We start from the raw sequence: 15,346 nt of genomic DNA on the forward strand, positions 1-15,346 counted from the left end.
TTAAGCTTCTGCTGCAATGATAGCAAAGCTGCGATCAGCGGCTTCTAATGTCGCATCAATTTCTTTAGAGCCATGAGCAAGAGAAGTAAAGCTTGCTTCGAATGCTGAAGGTGCAAGGTAAACACCGTGATCTAGCATTAGGTGGAAGAAGCGTTTGAAGCGTTCAACGTCGCACTTAGTCACATCTTCATAGCAAGTTACTTTTTTTTGGTCAGTGAAGAAGAAACCAAACATACCGCCAACTTGGTGTACTAGCATTGGAATACCATGCTTATCAGCAAGATCTTTGAAGCCATTTGCAAGTTGCTTAGTTTTTGCAGCAAGACGCTTTTCATTACCTTCTTCACGAAGAAGGTTTAATGATGCATAGCCAGCAGCCATTGCTACAGGGTTACCTGATAGTGTACCAGCTTGGTATACAGGTCCTGTTGGCGCGATGTACTGCATTACATCTTTGCGTCCGCCAAAAGCACCAACAGGCATTCCGCCGCCGATAACTTTACCAAGGCAGGTTAAGTCAGGTTTGATGTTGTAGTAAGCTTGAGCTCCGCCTTCTGCTACGCGGAAACCAGTCATTACTTCATCAAAAATAAGTAGCGCGCCTTCTTGATCACAAATTTCACGTAGACCTTCGTGGAAGCCTTCTACTGGTGGAATGCAGTTCATGTTGCCAGCAACTGGTTCCACGATAATGCATGCAATTTCGCCTTTATTAGCAGCAAAAAGTTCACGAACAGAATCTAGGTTATTGAATGTTGCTGTCAGTGTCAGTTTTGCGAAATCAGCTGGTACGCCAGGTGAACTTGGTTGACCTAGTGTTAATGCACCCGATCCAGCTTTAACTAGTAGGCTGTCAGCATGGCCATGATAGCAGCCTTCAAACTTAAGGATTTTATCGCGACCAGTGAACCCACGAGCTAGACGAATAGCGCTCATTGTCGCTTCAGTACCAGAGCTCACCATACGAAGTTGTTCCATTGAAGGAACCATTTCAGATACTAACTCAGCCATATTAATTTCAGTTTCGGTTGGAGCACCAAAACTTAAACCACGCTGCGCTGCATCAATAACCGCTTCACGAATCACACCGTGGTTGTGACCCAGAATCATAGGTCCCCAAGATCCAACGTAATCAATGTACGCTTTACCATCAGCATCAAAAATAAGTGGGCCATCTGCACGTTCAACGAAAATCGGAGAACCGCCAACACCGTTAAATGCACGAACAGGTGAATTAACGCCACCAGGAATGGTTTGTTGTGCTTTTTGATACAACTCTGCTGATTTGGTCATTGATATATCCTCTTTTGATTGTCGGACCAATTGGCTCGCATTGTACCTATCCATTATCTAACTAGAAATGTTTTCGCCAATATAATCACTTGAAACTGCCTTATTTGAGGCGTTACGCGTCTTATTAAAGAAATTAATTTGCCTTTAAAAGCTTAAACGGACATATCCTATGGTGAATACTTGAACGTTTCAGTCAGGTATTAGATAATCACTGTGTATTATAAAAATATTCAGCAACTATGATCTCGAACTAGATTTGTATCAGGTTGTTTTTGACACGAATGAGAGAGGTTGTCGTGAGCGAAGCAAATATTCCTTTATCTTTTTCTGATGCAGCAGCAAGTCGCGTACAAACGCTGATCGCAGAAGAAGAAAATCCAGATCTAAAACTACGTGTATATATTACGGGTGGCGGTTGCAGTGGTTTCCAGTATGGTTTTACTTTTGACGAAAAAGTAAACGATGGCGATACCACCATTTTGAATAGTGGCGTAACACTGGTTGTTGACCCTATGAGCCTGCAATATTTAATGGGTGGTATGGTTGATTACACTGAGGGCCTAGAAGGCGCTCGCTTTTTTGTAAATAACCCAAATGCTACGACGACATGTGGCTGTGGTGCTTCATTCAGCGTGTAGCTTTTCGAAGTAATACACGCGATAAAGTAACACCAACGATATGATTAACGCCGAACTTTTGTTCGGCGTTTTTTATTGCCTAAAAAGTGTCACTAATCCTCCTATCTTGCCTTTCTAATGACACTTTGGTTTGAGTATTAAACCTCTTCTATATATCTAACTATTGATTTTAATAGGGTATTTTCATTAATTTTGTTTGTGTTTAGTAAACGGCATATTTATTAAACTGTCGATAACATCTCAACTTTGATAAAGCTTGGTCTGTTACTGTTATCTTTGTGTATCTGGAAGTTGCACGTGGTTGCGTTTATCTTTATTCGTTTGCCCTCATCACATAGATCCAAGCAGAAAAGGACTTGTTATGCCCTCTGATTTTTCTCGATCATTTATCCCCCAACAATTTAAGCAGCCTTGGTTAGTTTCCTTATTTCTCGTGGTGTTGTTGTCCATTTGGCTGGGGCTAGGTGCTGGTCATGCAGAAGAGGCGTCGCCTAAAAAATCAGTTGAAATTCCTTTGGCGAAAGTGTCTTTTCAGACCTTTATATCTTCCCCTACTTACAAAACCATTGAACTTTATGGGCGTACAGCTCCAGATAGGCATGCACGATTAGGCGCTGAAATCGCAGGGAAAATCGTTAAGTTAAATGTTAAAAAAGGCGATCAAGTAAAAGCCGGACAAGCCATCGCTCAGATAGATAAGGGGGACCTTGAAATTCAGCTTGAGCGAGCATCAGCTTTATATAGGTTAAAACAAAAAGAGTTTAAAGCTGCTCAATCACTTAAGAAAAGAGGGCTACAAGGTGAAATTGCTTATACCACGGCAGAAGCTTCATTAACGGAAGCAAAAGCGATGAAAAGTAATGCCGAATTAGCCTTAAAGAATACGCGAATTACATCACCATTCTCAGGCGTGGTTCAGGAGTTATTGGTTGAATTAGGTGACTTTGTTGGGGTTGGAGATCCAGTTGCAGGCGTTATTGATCTTAATCCTTTAGTGATTGAAGCTGACGTAAGTGAGCGTCATATACAGCATTTACAGGTCGATCAATCAGCATTTGTGCGTCTGTTAGGTAGAAGTGAGGTGGAAGGTAACTTGCGTTATATCTCTCGTATTTCATCGACTTCAACTAATACATTTCCAATAGAAATTGAGATCGCCAATGAACAAGGCTTGTTACCTGCTGGGGTGAGTGCTGAAGTCACTCTCAGCCTTGAAACTCAAGATGCCATAAAAATAACCCCTGCGATGCTTGCATTGGATGAAGCAGGAAACTTAGGGGTTAAGACGTTAGTTCTAAAAGATGAGATGCCTATTGTTAAGTTTGTTGAGATTCAATTGGTAAAAGCTGAGCAAGATGGTGTTTGGCTAACTGGATTAGGTCAACAGGTTGATATTATTACTGTTGGGCAAGGTTTTGTACGTGATGGAGATTCTGTCGTTGCTGTGAAGCAGCAATTGACTCCCGAGCTTGAACAATCAACGATGTCAGATAAGTAGAGGGATAACGAATGTATTCAATTATTGATGCGGCGTTGTCTCGTGCAAGAACAATGTTGTCCTTATTAGCACTGATTCTCATTGCGGGCGTGGGCACTTATATCGCGATACCTAAAGAGTCCAGCCCTGATATTACTATTCCCATAATTTATGTATCCGTTGGACATCAAGGGATCTCACCTGGTGATGCTGAACGTTTACTCGTAAGACCGATTGAGCAAGAGTTAAGATCGATTGAAGGCGTAAAGGAAATGACAGCAACAGCGGCTGAAGGTCATGCTTCTGTTGTGTTGGAATTTAATGTCGGTGTTGATCTAACAAAAGCAATGGCGGATGTTCGCGATGCGGTTGATCTTGCAAAACCCAAACTGCCGGAAGATAGCGACGAGCCTACCGTAAATGAAGTGACTTTAGCCTCTGAGCAACCAGTACTTTCTGTCGTTTTATATGGCACAGTGCCAGAGCGGACAATTGTTCAGATCGCCCGAGAACTAGGTGATAAATTAGAAAGTTATAGGCAAATCCTTGAGATAGATATCGCGGGCGACAGGGATGATATTGTTGAGATTATTGTCGACCCTTTACTCATGGAAAGTTATAGCCTAGATCAGGCGGATATCTATAATCTTATTGCTTTGAATAACAGGGTAGTAGCGGCGGGCTTTGTTGATACGGGCTATGGGCGATTTTCAGTAAAAGTCCCTTCTGTTTTCAATTCTTTAAAAGACGTACTAGAACTGCCTATTAAAGTTGATGGTAAACAAGTCGTGACTTTTGGAGATGTGGCTACAGTTCGCCGTGCCTTTAGAGATCCTGAAAGCTTTGCCCGTTTAGATGGTAAGTCTGCTGTTGTTTTAGATATAAAGAAGCGAGCAGGGGAAAACATCATTGAGACGGTAGCACTCGTAAAAGCTGTAGTGGCGGGTGCTCAACAACGAGCGGAGTGGCCAAATAATTTACTCGTTAAATATACATGGGATGAATCAAAAGATGTGAAGATCATGCTTAATGACCTTCAAAATAATATATTGTCAGCAATCATTTTGGTTGTGATTGTTATTATCGCCATCTTAGGCGTTCGAACGGCATTGTTAGTTGGTATCTCGATTCCTGGGTCATTTCTTACTGGTTTATTAGTACTTTCAGTTTTCGGCTTAACAGTGAATATAGTCGTATTATTCTCACTGATCATGGCAGTTGGCATGCTAGTGGATGGCGCTATCGTTGTTACCGAATTTGCAGATAGGCGAATGCAAGAAGGGGAAAGCAGACAAGAAGCTTACCGCGATGCAGCTAAACGTATGGCATGGCCGATTACTGCATCTACAGCGACAACGCTTGCAGCCTTTGCTCCTCTGCTGTTTTGGCCGGATGTAACTGGCGAATTCATGAAATATTTACCATTAACGCTAATTGCTACATTAAGTGCGTCACTTATTATGGCGCTTTTATTTGTGCCAGTGTTAGGCGGTTTAATTGGAAAGCCACAGTATGTGTCGTCAGCTAACCAAGCTCGAATGGTTGCCTTGCATAACGGTGACTTTTCGCAAGCGAAGGGGCTAACTAAAGCGTATTACCATACGCTGTCGATAGCCATCAAACATCCATTTAAGATTCTTTGTAGCGCAATCATATTATCTGTGGCGGTTGGTTTTACTTATTCTAAAGCCGGGCTTGGTGCTGAGTTCTTCCCTGAAGGACCTTTCCATCCAAGAAAAAGACACTATCATGCGTGATATTGAGCAAACTATGCTGAATCATGATGAGTTTGAAAGTGTGTATACCCGAACGGGTGGAGACGACCAGATAGGTTTGATATCAATAACGCCTGTCGATTGGCAATACCGCCGAAGCGTAAAAGCGATCATTGAAGAGTTAAAGCTACAAACTGATCTCTATGCTGGTGTCGAAATTGAATACAAGTTTCCAGATGCGGGACCACCTGTTGAAAATGATCTTGTTATTGAGTTGTCTGCTCGTACACCTGAACAATTAAATCAAGCCGCAAAAGTGGTGAGAGCTTGGGCGGATGGTAACTCTACTCTTAAAAACATCAGTGATACTTCAAGCAAAGAAGGGATCGATTGGAAAGTTGATATTCGAAGAGATGACGCGGCTCGTTTTGCTGCTGATGCAACCTTAGTCGGTAATACCGTTCAATTTGTGACTAATGGATTGAAAATTGGTGATTATTTACCGGATGACTCCTCAGAAGAAGTCGATATCCTTGTTCGCTATCCAAATGATAAGCGAGATATCGGTCGTTTTGACCAACTAAGAGTGAAGACGCCAGCAGGCTTAGTGCCTATTACGAATTTTGCTCAAATTGTACCTGACCATAAACAAGATACGATCAAGAGACTCGATGGAAAACGAGTCGTAAATATCATGGCAGATATGGAAGAAGGGTTTAATTTAGCACTAGAGTTACCCCAAATAGAGCAAGCACTGAATGAATTAGGTTTACCTAACGGCGTTGATTTTCGCATTCGCGGTCAAAATGAAGAGCAGGAAAATTCTTCAGCCTTTTTACAGAGTGCTTTCTTGGTTGCTCTCGCAGTAATGGCGCTGATTCTTATTACTCAGTTCAACAGTTTCTACCAGGCCTTTCTGATCTTGAGTGCTGTCTTGTTTTCTACTGTTGGTGTTTTTGTTGGTTTACTTATATTCCAAAGACCGTTTGGCATCGTGATGTCTGGGATTGGTGTAATTGCCTTAGCTGGGATTGTGGTCAATAACAATATTGTTCTCATTGACACCTATAATCAGTTGGTTAAACGCGGATTAGATAAGCGTGATGCCATCTTGAGAACTGGTGTACAACGTTTAAGACCAGTAATGCTGACCACCGTGACAACCATCTTAGGCTTAATGCCTATGGTTTTAGAAATGAATATAGATTTAATTAATCAAAAAATTGAATTTGGAGCACCGAGTACGCAGTGGTGGTCGCAACTTGCTACTGCCATTGCGGGGGGCTTAGCATTTGCAACAGTGCTGACATTAGTCTTAACGCCTTGCTTATTGATGTTAGGCAGAGCTAAGAAGGAAGAGGTTCAATCGGATTAATTTTTTTAAATCAGTCAGTTGTTATTATCACAGCACTTACTACCAGCAGTACTTGCTATCAAGAGCAGCTATCATCAAAATGAGTAAGCTGTAAAAGTAAAATAGCGCCTGATTTCGGCGCTATTTTTTATTTTAGACTTTCAGTGTTATTACTCAGCTTAAAATCGTTAAGGATTAGTTAGTGATTACTTTGTTGCGAGTAATTGTCCGTAACGCTCTAATTTCTCTAATCTAATTTTTGAGTTAGCAATAAAAGTATTCTTTGTTTTGCCTTTTAGAGATTTTGATTGAGGTAATCTCACCGTTCGAGCATTTTTGTGAACCCCATTGACTAAGAATTCATAATGTAAGTGAGGACCTGTGACTCGGCCTGTCCCACCTAAAGTACCAATGGTTTGTCCTTGTTTAACTCGCTGACCTGTTTTGACAGAGCGCTTTTTCAAGTGCAGGTATTTAGTTATGTAGGTATTGCTGTGGCGTATGAAAACGTAGTTACCATTAAATTGGTTGTAACTAGATTTTTGAACAATACCATCGCCTGCCGCCCAAATTGGTGTGCCTACAGGTGCCGCGTAATCTGTGCCTCGATGGGCTCTGACTTTACCTGTTACTGGGTGTTTTCGGTTAGGGTTAAAGTTTGAGGTTACACGTCTGAAATCAACTGGAGAGCGTAGGAAAGCCTTCTTCATCGCTCGACCTTGTTCATCGTAATAGTTACCGCTTTTATCATCTAAAACCGCAGTAAAAGTGTCACCTTGGTTATTGAAGATAGCCGCCATAATTTTCCCTCGACCAACCACTTCTCCTTCCACTACCTTTTCTTGGTATAGAATTTTAAAACTGTCGTTTTTTCGGATATCCAAAGCAAAATCAATATCCCAACCAAATATCCCTGCAAGTTCCATGATTTGGTTGGCGGTTAAACCTGCATTTATCCCCGAATTCCAAAAGTTTGAAGTGATGTTGGCTTGGGCATAATTGTATTGGTAGTTGACTTCTTTTTTGTCCAGTTCAGATGTGAATTGGTCACCTGATGCTGTAATGCGAAATGTCTCAAAAGCGTTGAGTTGACGCTTAAGTTGAATTAGGTCGTTATTTTCATCAAAACCGAATTGAAGCACGTCTCCAGGACGAAGGTTAGACAACTGGTTTTTTATGTCTTTATCGCTGCTTACTAAGTCGTGGAGTAGGCGAGGTGATAATCCAATACGCTTAAAAAGAACAGCGGTACTTTCGCCTGAACGAACGGTATATTTTTCCCATTTAAGAACGGCTGTAGGGGCTATATCTGTCCCTATAGCAAGCGCTTCAGCATTAATGGAAAGTGGGTATTGTTTACCAACCTCAAGTCGATTCTCAGAATCTCTTAAGCTATTGGCTTCAGGTAACAAAAACAAAGCTATGAAAATTATCGCACTGAAGAATGCGATAAAAGCCCGGTGCAAAATAGGAAGGCGTGCAAAAATAGACAACATGATCCGGTTCGTTCTGTAAATTTTGTGAAAATAGGCGACAGAATAGTGTAACTGGTTTCAAAATACATCGCTATTCAAGTAAGATGTCGAACTATTATATTTTTGCCAAATCTGTGGGAGTGAACAAGAATGGCGAGTATTGAAGCAGCATTAGCCGAGATCAAACGTGGCGTAGAAGAACTGATTCCAGAAGACGAACTGATAGCTAAGCTAAAAGAAGGTCGTCCTTTACGCATTAAACTGGGTGCCGATCCGACTGCACCAGATATCCACCTTGGTCACACAGTAATCTTTAATAAATTACGTGCGTTTCAAGAGCTAGGTCATGAAGTGACATTCCTTATTGGTGATTTCACAGCAATGGTTGGTGACCCGTCAGGTAAGAACTCAACTCGTCCACCACTAAGCCGTGAAGACGTATTGAAGAATGCTGAAACTTACAAAGAGCAAGTATTCAAGATTCTAGATCCTGCGAAAACGCAAATTCGTTTCAATTCTGAGTGGTTATCTGAGCTTGGTGCTGAAGGCATGATTCGTCTTGCTTCTAACCAAACTGTTGCTCGTATGCTTGAGCGTGATGACTTTAAAAAGCGTTACGCTGGTGGTCAACCGATCGCTATTCACGAATTCATGTACCCACTTCTTCAAGGTCACGACTCTGTTGCACTAGAGAGCGATGTTGAGCTTGGCGGTACTGACCAGAAGTTTAACCTTCTAATGGGTCGTGAACTGCAAAAAGCAGCAGGTCAAAAACCACAAGCGGTACTAATGATGCCACTACTTGTTGGTCTAGACGGCGTTAAGAAAATGTCTAAGTCTGCGCACAACTACATTGGCATTAGCGAAGCACCAAGCGAGATGTTTGGTAAGATCATGTCTATCTCTGACGATCTAATGTGGAGCTACTACGAGCTACTGTCTTTCCGCCCACTTGAAGAAGTTGCGGAACTGAAAGCTGGCGTTGATGCGGGCAAAAACCCTCGTGACGTTAAAGTACTGCTAGCGAAAGAGATTATTGCTCGTTTCCATAGTGAAGCGGATGCTGAAGCAGCTGAGCAAGAGTTCGTTAACCGTTTTGCTAAGAACCAAGTGCCAGATGATATGCCTGAATTCGAATTCGAATCTGGCCTGCCAATTGCTAACGTTCTAAAAGAAGCGGGTCTTGTAAACTCTACTTCTGATGCGATGCGTATGATCAAGCAAGGCGCTGCTAAGCTTGAAGGCGAGAAGATTGAAGACAACAAATTCGTACCTGAAGCAGGTACTGCAGTTTACCAAGTAGGTAAGCGTAAGTTTGCTCGTATTACTATAAAGTAATAACGCACATTAATATTTGAACAAAAGGCATCCACGGATGCCTTTTTTATTGACACAAAGCTGACGAAGTTTTTCAACGTGCATTGCTACACTATGCGCGCTGTCATATTGACAGTAATTCTGGAGATTTTTATGAACAATACCGACCATCCTCCTAGTTTGAATGGAGAAGAATAACCTGTCTCGGTATTGATCTATTGTCCTGCCGTTCAGGTAGGGTATCTTTGTTTTCCCCCTTCATTCTTTTCCACACACTAGATTCTAACAAGTAGACCCATTAGCGCTTTAAGCTCTTGGTGCGCTTATTTTTATGCCTTAGCTTCATGCTCTTGGTGTACAAGTTATATGCTCTTGAGTACTAGCTACAGGCTATTTGTTTTGATGGTCGTTACCTTTGCCAATCGGGAGATTCGCCATGACGGTAATGAACAACACTTTTTTATCTATTGAAGCTCTGTACTCAGAGAAAGACATCCAAGCTGTATCGAATGCATTTCAACAGTACGGACGTGAGCAACAAATTAACCTTTTGAACCGAATGCCGCTTGAAGATGCGGTGCTAGTACTCGGGCAATGCTCTCTTAGTACGATTCAAACTTTACTTAGTGAGCTAGAAGAGCAGGGCTTTGAGAAGCGCTCTCGACATCTAGCTCACCAACTAGGGCTTATCTACTCAGAGGTTGAACCTCAGCAGGGCTACCTTTCTACTGGAGTCATGAGCCACGTTAGGCAGCGTATCGGTTGGATTATAGCGTTAGCACTATTGGGGATTGTCTCTGGGCTTATCATTGCTCAGTATGAAGACATCCTCAGCCAACTAGTACTTCTTGCTATCTATATGCCGGTAATCGCTGCTGCAGGTGGTAATACGGGAACACAAGCCGCGACTTTGGTCATCAGAGCTTTAGCCACTGGTGAGTTGAAGAAGCGGCAATGGGTTAACGTTCTATGGAAAGAGTTTAGAGTCGCTATTTGTTTAGCTCTAGCGATTGCGGTGGTGATGATTGGGCGTATTTTGCTGTTTAGTGAAAACCAATCGACGGGGGGCTATGACATCAACATGATCGCCTTAGCTATTGCTGTCGCTCTGTTTATTCAAGTGACGATATCAACGGTGCTTGGTGGTGGGTTGCCGATCGTTGCACGGTTATTCAAGCTTGATCCTGCAGTATTAGTGAGCCCAGTGCTCGCTTCAATTGTGGATATTTCAGGGATGTGGGTCTACTTTACCGTAGTGAATGCTTTTCTTGGAATTGCTTGAACTAATACGGGGTAGGTTACAAAATTGCCTAGAGCCTAGAGCCTAGAGCTTAGAGTGCAGAAATTAGATATAGGGAGCGAACTTCGTTGGTCGCTCCCTACCAAGTAATTATTGTTGACTAAACTTAATGACATCTTTGTAAAACGCTTTTTCGAATTGTGTAATTGGAGCAATCACTGGCGTGTCAGTATTATTTTTCACAGGGTAGTAATCCCTCACAAATTGAACAAAAACACTGTTAGGTTTCCCTGCTTTGTCTAAACCAAACCCTGCCATATTATAACTCCCGTATACAGAGCCACTTTTTGCAATGATATTGCCTTCTATTGGTGCCTTTCTCATGCTCTTTCTATAGCGTAATGTGCCGCTTAGGCCAGACTTGGGCATAGACTGAAGTAAATTTAGATCTTTTTCATGTTCCCAAATAAAGTGAAGCACTTGGGTCATGCTTTCTGCTGTCATTCTATTGTTCCGAGATAACCCTGAGCCATCTGTTAACTTTGCATTTTGAATATCAATCCCAGCCTTACTCAATAAAATCTGTTTGATTGCTTCAGTTCCGTTATTAAAACTGCCAGCTTGGACAAAAAAAGTAGCGCCTAACGTCTTCGTCAGGTTATCTGCAATTAAGTTGTCGGACTCTTTCAACATGGTATCGAGAAGTGAGGGAAGCGAAGGTGAGAGGTGCTCTGATACTAATGTCATCTCGGCTGAGCTAGCAGGTTTAACTGTGATTTGCCCTTTTATATCTATTTTAAGTTCAGCGACTAGATCAGAGGTTACATTTTGCACGTACAATTCGGGGTTTTGTATAGCAAATTTAAGAGGGAGAGGCTTCTTTCTTTCTATTAAGCAGCCAGACAGTTGATATTCATTATTCGGTGTGGTCGTTAACTCTAAGCTGCACTGTGTTGCTTTTTGCCCGGAGCGGGAGACTGTTGATGTCTCAGTGTTTACCGTGATCGGGTAGTGAGCCGGAATGTAAACCCGAGTATGTCCATCATCTTGAGTATATATTGATGCCTGAGCGCAATTTTCATCAAGCGTAATAGCTGATGCAGGGGCACTGTAGCACACCCCTAAAATATCCCAAGGCCAGCCTACAGCACGGTCATAACCTGTAAACGCAGAGTTATCTAGCAAAATGTTACCGGCTATTTGGCTTCCATACTTTATTTTATAATCACTAAGTAATTGCTTTAAATGTTCTCGCTTTAACGTTGGGTCACCAGAAAAAGCAATCACAACATCATTGCCGCTTTTATATAAAGACGTTGAGTAGTGGAAGCGATTCCCTAATTCTAATTTAGCTGCGAGAGCAGTGACGAGCTTAAGGGTACTTGCTGGAGGGTAAAACCGATCACTATTGAGCGAAATGAACTCTTCACTTGAATCTAGTGATTCTACTATAAGGCTAGAGACACTTCCTTCTGGGAGGTAATTCAGTGGAGTGTATGCAAAGACTGAAAAGGAAAAACTAAAAAATATTAGGGCAGTAAGAATTCGCATAGTCAGATCAAAGTTGTGATTAGAATTTTTAGTATACAGATATAAAAAACGCCCGCTAGAGAGCGGGCGTTTTGATTCTCAATTAACTAATTAATCAATTAGGTAACTAAAATTAGAAGTCGTAACGTAGACCAAGAGCTAGCTCGTCTTCAGCTTGGATTGACGTTGCGCCAGTGTTTGCGCCGCCAGCTGTACCGTACGTATCACCTTTAGAGATAAGGTTGAAGTTGTATGATACGTAACCACGGAAGTTAGGCTTGAAGTAGTAAGTTGCGTCTACAGCAAGGTTATCAGCAGATGTGTCACCGTTAGTTTCAGCATTGTTGTATGTTGAAGAGAATACAGTTTGACCCATAGTGTACGCAGCTGCTAGCTCGTAACCAGTGTAGTCACCGTTGTTCTTAGCTTTTTCGCCGTCAGTAAATACACCAGCGAAGTATAGGTCGCCCATTGTGTAAGAACCAGAAAGCATGTATTCGTTTTCTTCAGCTTGGTCTGCGAAGCCAGCACCTAGCTTAACGCCAGTTTCGCCGATAGCGTAGATACCAGATAGAGAGTAACCGTCTTCGCCGTTATCTACATACTCAGTTTCAGTAGCGTTCTCAGAACGGTCAGCAAAACGGTAGCTTGCTTTTACGCTTAGGTCTTGGAATTGACCTTTGTAAGAAAGCATGTTGTCCGTACGGTCAGCAGCCGCTAATTTATCAGCAGCAGAGTTACCGTGGTAAGCCATGATATCTGTGAAGTCAGTGATTACGCCAAGTGCGCCATCGTTTTTACCGTAAGTTACTTCACCAAATTTACCGCCAAGACCAGCGTACGTGTAACGGTTATCTAGGTCAGAACCGCCATCGTTATCAGCTGTAGTGAATTCACCTTCGTAAAAACCAACGCCGTATAGACCGTCTTGGATTTCAACTTTACCTAAAAAGTTAAGACGGATACGAGAGTTATCAGATGCTTTGCCATCTTTCATAGATAGACGAGCTTCAGCACGACCACCCATTTCTAGAGATGTACCATCTTGGTTGTAAAGTTCAGCAGCGTTTGCACCAGTAGTAAGAGCAGCAGCAGATACTGCTAGAGCGATAATTGTTTTGTTCATGTTATTAATTCCTAATTACTGTCCATAAATAGTTTTATCAAGGATATGTATCCTTTTTGTATTGCCTGTATAAATCAAGCTTCATAATCAGGCTTATAACATTAAGCGAGAAACTTGCCAGTGCAATCCGTGGGTTACTTTTTACCTTAAAGTTCCCTACTGAGTTAGTAAAACAATATAAATTGAAATTATGAACACTGTTTTATTGAGTGTAAGAGTTATTAACTTGTTGATTTTGTTTTATTTTGATTTTTTGTTCGGCGTAATTTTTTTTTATTTTTTTTTGTTTTTTTATGTTTTTCTTTTGTTAGTTTTAAAGATGAGACCAAAATTCTAGTTTTGTGATGTAGGCAAATATGAGCTCGATTACGCTTTTTGAATACAAAGCGGAATAAACGTGATTTAGATATCAAGTTTGTTTACACTATATAAATGAGTTTGTTTCTATTACCTAATCACTAAGGTTGGGTAGGTTTATTTTGTCCAAAGAAAACTTTGGCATAGAGGTAAGAAATGGAAAAGGTTCCAATGACAGTACGTGGCGCTCAGCAGCTACGTGACGAATTAGATCGCCTATTAAAGCTACGCCCTGTTATCTCAGCAGCGATTGGTGAAGCTCGTGAACTCGGTGATTTAAAAGAAAATGCTGAATATCATGCCGCTCGTGAAGAGCAAGGTATCTGTGAAGCACAGATCCGTGATATTGAATACAAGCTTTCTTTAGCTCAAATCATTGATGTTACTCAAATGGAAAATACTGGGAAAATCATTTTTGGTACTACAGTGACATTAATTGATGTCGATACTGACGAAGAAGTGAAATACCAAATTGTTTCAGAAGACGAAGCGGAAATAAAAACAGGTCGTATCTCTGTAAAATCGCCAATTGCTCGTGGTCTTATTGGTAAGATGGAAGGCGATGAAGTGCTTATTTCTACACCTGGTGGTGAGAAAGATTTCGAAATTGATAAAGTAGAATACATCTAAAGTTAACTATTTTATCGCAGATATTAAAAAGGTCGCTAACTGCGACCTTTTTTGTTTCTCATGTAGGTAATAATAGATTACTTACGTGGAATCTCGATTTTACGTGCTTCTGACTGACGGAACAGTACTAGAACTTTACCGATAGTCTGTACTTTCTCTGCTTTAGTTTCACGTACAATTGCATCGATAATCAGTTGCTTAGTCTCACGGTCTTCTGATGCAACTTTAATCTTGATCAGTTCGTGGTGGTCTAGAGCTAATTCGATTTCCGCTAGAACAGCTTCAGTAAGTCCATTTGCGCCCATTAGCACTACAGGTTTTAAACTGTGAGCTAGGCCCTTTAGATGCTGCTTTTGTTTGGTACTTAGGTTCATTACGCGGCCAATTTTCTTTAATATTAGGGTTGAAAAAACCTATTTTAACGCCATCTAATGCTGAAGACTATAATTTATTCATCATAGTATTGGGCAATCAGTATTTATTCACCGATTTAGGTATCTAATGAGTAAACAGAAACATTCGGCCAGTTCTGGTCGTTGGTTGAAGGAACACTTCGACGACAAGTATGCAAATGAAGCTAGAAAAAAAGGCTATCGTTCTCGTGCTTATTTTAAAATGGAAGAGATTCAATCCAAAGATAAATTGCTTGCACCAGGTATGACTGTCGTCGATTTGGGTGCTGCTCCTGGGGGGTGGTCTCAATACGGTGCTAAGATTATAGGTGACAATGGTCAGATCATAGCGTGTGATCTACTACCAATGGATCCAATTGCTGGTGTTAGCTTTCTTCAAGGTGACTTTCGTGAAGAAGCAGTATTAGACGCACTATTAGAGCGCATTCAACCTAATATGGTTGATGTAGTGATGTCAGATATGGCACCAAATATTGCGGGTAATAACTCTGTAGATCAGCCTAGAGCTATGTACTTAGTTGAATTAGCATTGGATATGTGTCGACAAGTTCTAGCTACCAATGGTAGTTTTGTTGTCAAAGTTTTCCAAGGCGAAGGGTTTGATCAATACGTTAAGGATGTCCGTGAGATGTTCAAAACGGTAAAGGTCAGAAAACCCGATTCATCACGAGCACGTTCTCGTGAAGTTTTTATCGTAGCCACTGGTTACAAAGGTTAACGATTCTCTTTCAAAAGTGAGCGTTAACAATATGGCTACAGTTTACAAACTGTAGTACCCTAC

Annotated in this window: 11 protein-coding genes and 1 pseudogene; 7 read left to right on the forward strand and 5 right to left on the reverse strand. The window is 41.4% G+C overall.

The features are described from left to right. Entirely contained in the window at positions 1 to 1,293 is a 1,293-nt protein-coding gene (hemL, locus tag F0226_RS10970; protein ID WP_171735672.1) for a glutamate-1-semialdehyde 2,1-aminomutase, read from the reverse strand. A 296-nt stretch (positions 1,294 to 1,589) separates the two neighbouring features. Here hemL and erpA point away from each other — a divergent pair, with 296 nt between their 5' ends. The 3 genes and pseudogenes from erpA to F0226_RS10985 all read left to right on the forward strand — a co-directional run bounded on the left by erpA (position 1,590) and on the right by F0226_RS10985 (position 6,498). Beyond that, on the forward strand, positions 1,590 to 1,931 hold the full coding sequence (erpA, locus tag F0226_RS10975; protein WP_171735674.1) for an iron-sulfur cluster insertion protein ErpA: 342 nt from the start codon (positions 1,590 to 1,592) through the stop codon (positions 1,929 to 1,931). Positions 1,932 to 2,292: 361 nt separating this feature from the next. Beyond that, positions 2,293 to 3,429 (forward strand): efflux RND transporter periplasmic adaptor subunit, encoded by a 1,137-nt coding sequence (locus tag F0226_RS10980; RefSeq protein WP_171735676.1) that lies wholly within the window; start codon positions 2,293 to 2,295, stop codon positions 3,427 to 3,429. Between the two features lie 11 nt (positions 3,430 to 3,440). Next, positions 3,441 to 6,498, forward strand: a pseudogene (locus F0226_RS10985) (efflux RND transporter permease subunit). Positions 6,499 to 6,683: 185 nt separating this feature from the next. On the opposite strand, the gene F0226_RS10990 reads toward F0226_RS10985, so the two are convergent. Then, on the reverse strand, positions 6,684 to 7,973 hold the full coding sequence (locus F0226_RS10990) for a peptidoglycan DD-metalloendopeptidase family protein (protein ID WP_171735678.1): 1,290 nt from the start codon (positions 7,971 to 7,973) through the stop codon (positions 6,684 to 6,686). A gap of 129 nt (positions 7,974 to 8,102) precedes the next feature. Here F0226_RS10990 and tyrS point away from each other — a divergent pair, with 129 nt between their 5' ends. Further along, complete coding sequence (gene tyrS / locus F0226_RS10995) at positions 8,103 to 9,290, forward strand: tyrosine--tRNA ligase (RefSeq protein WP_171735680.1); 1,188 nt, start codon at positions 8,103 to 8,105, stop codon at positions 9,288 to 9,290. A 415-nt stretch (positions 9,291 to 9,705) separates the two neighbouring features. After that, positions 9,706 to 10,551, forward strand: coding sequence for a magnesium transporter (locus F0226_RS11000; RefSeq protein WP_171735682.1), 846 nt, complete (start codon positions 9,706 to 9,708; stop codon positions 10,549 to 10,551). A gap of 108 nt (positions 10,552 to 10,659) precedes the next feature. Here F0226_RS11000 and dacB read toward each other — a convergent pair whose 3' ends face one another. Together dacB and F0226_RS11010 are read right to left on the reverse strand one after the other, a co-directional pair. Continuing rightward, positions 10,660 to 12,060, reverse strand: a complete 1,401-nt coding sequence (gene dacB / locus F0226_RS11005) for a serine-type D-Ala-D-Ala carboxypeptidase (RefSeq protein WP_171735684.1) — start codon at positions 12,058 to 12,060, stop codon at positions 10,660 to 10,662. 112 nt (positions 12,061 to 12,172) lie between these two features. Continuing rightward, the gene (locus F0226_RS11010) at positions 12,173 to 13,165 is read right to left on the reverse strand and encodes a porin (protein WP_171735686.1); all 993 of its coding nucleotides are present in this window, start codon (positions 13,163 to 13,165) and stop codon (positions 12,173 to 12,175) included. 513 nt (positions 13,166 to 13,678) lie between these two features. On the opposite strand from F0226_RS11010, the gene greA reads away from it, so the two are divergent. Beyond that, positions 13,679 to 14,152 (forward strand): transcription elongation factor GreA, encoded by a 474-nt coding sequence (gene greA / locus F0226_RS11015; RefSeq protein ID WP_171735687.1) that lies wholly within the window; start codon positions 13,679 to 13,681, stop codon positions 14,150 to 14,152. 77 nt (positions 14,153 to 14,229) lie between these two features. Here the strand turns inward: greA and yhbY are convergent, their stop codons facing one another. Further along, a complete protein-coding gene (yhbY, locus tag F0226_RS11020; protein WP_004738252.1) occupies positions 14,230 to 14,526 on the reverse strand; it encodes a ribosome assembly RNA-binding protein YhbY in 297 nt (98 codons plus the stop codon). 127 nt (positions 14,527 to 14,653) lie between these two features. Here yhbY and rlmE point away from each other — a divergent pair, with 127 nt between their 5' ends. Further along, positions 14,654 to 15,283 carry a 23S rRNA (uridine(2552)-2'-O)-methyltransferase RlmE gene (gene rlmE / locus F0226_RS11025; protein ID WP_171735688.1) on the forward strand — a complete coding sequence of 210 codons (630 nt, stop codon included), beginning with the start codon at positions 14,654 to 14,656 and terminating at the stop codon, positions 15,281 to 15,283. The last annotated feature ends 63 nt before the right edge of the window (positions 15,284 to 15,346 follow it).

Source organism: Vibrio sp. 99-70-13A1 (assembly GCF_013114625.1).
Classification (GTDB): Bacteria; Pseudomonadota; Gammaproteobacteria; order Enterobacterales; family Vibrionaceae; genus Vibrio.

Coding starts and splice junctions, on each gene's coding strand:
- F0226_RS10980 (WP_171735676.1), top strand. CDS start 2,293: ATGCCCTCTGATTTTTCTCGATCATTTATCCCCCAACAATTTAAGCAG.
- tyrS (WP_171735680.1), top strand. CDS start 8,103: ATGGCGAGTATTGAAGCAGCATTAGCCGAGATCAAACGTGGCGTAGAA.
- dacB (WP_171735684.1), bottom strand. CDS start 12,060: ATGCGAATTCTTACTGCCCTAATATTTTTTAGTTTTTCCTTTTCAGTC.
- F0226_RS11000 (WP_171735682.1), top strand. CDS start 9,706: ATGACGGTAATGAACAACACTTTTTTATCTATTGAAGCTCTGTACTCA.
- greA (WP_171735687.1), top strand. CDS start 13,679: ATGGAAAAGGTTCCAATGACAGTACGTGGCGCTCAGCAGCTACGTGAC.
- F0226_RS10990 (WP_171735678.1), bottom strand. CDS start 7,973: ATGTTGTCTATTTTTGCACGCCTTCCTATTTTGCACCGGGCTTTTATC.
- yhbY (WP_004738252.1), bottom strand. CDS start 14,526: ATGAACCTAAGTACCAAACAAAAGCAGCATCTAAAGGGCCTAGCTCAC.
- F0226_RS11010 (WP_171735686.1), bottom strand. CDS start 13,165: ATGAACAAAACAATTATCGCTCTAGCAGTATCTGCTGCTGCTCTTACT.
- hemL (WP_171735672.1), bottom strand. CDS start 1,293: ATGACCAAATCAGCAGAGTTGTATCAAAAAGCACAACAAACCATTCCT.
- rlmE (WP_171735688.1), top strand. CDS start 14,654: ATGAGTAAACAGAAACATTCGGCCAGTTCTGGTCGTTGGTTGAAGGAA.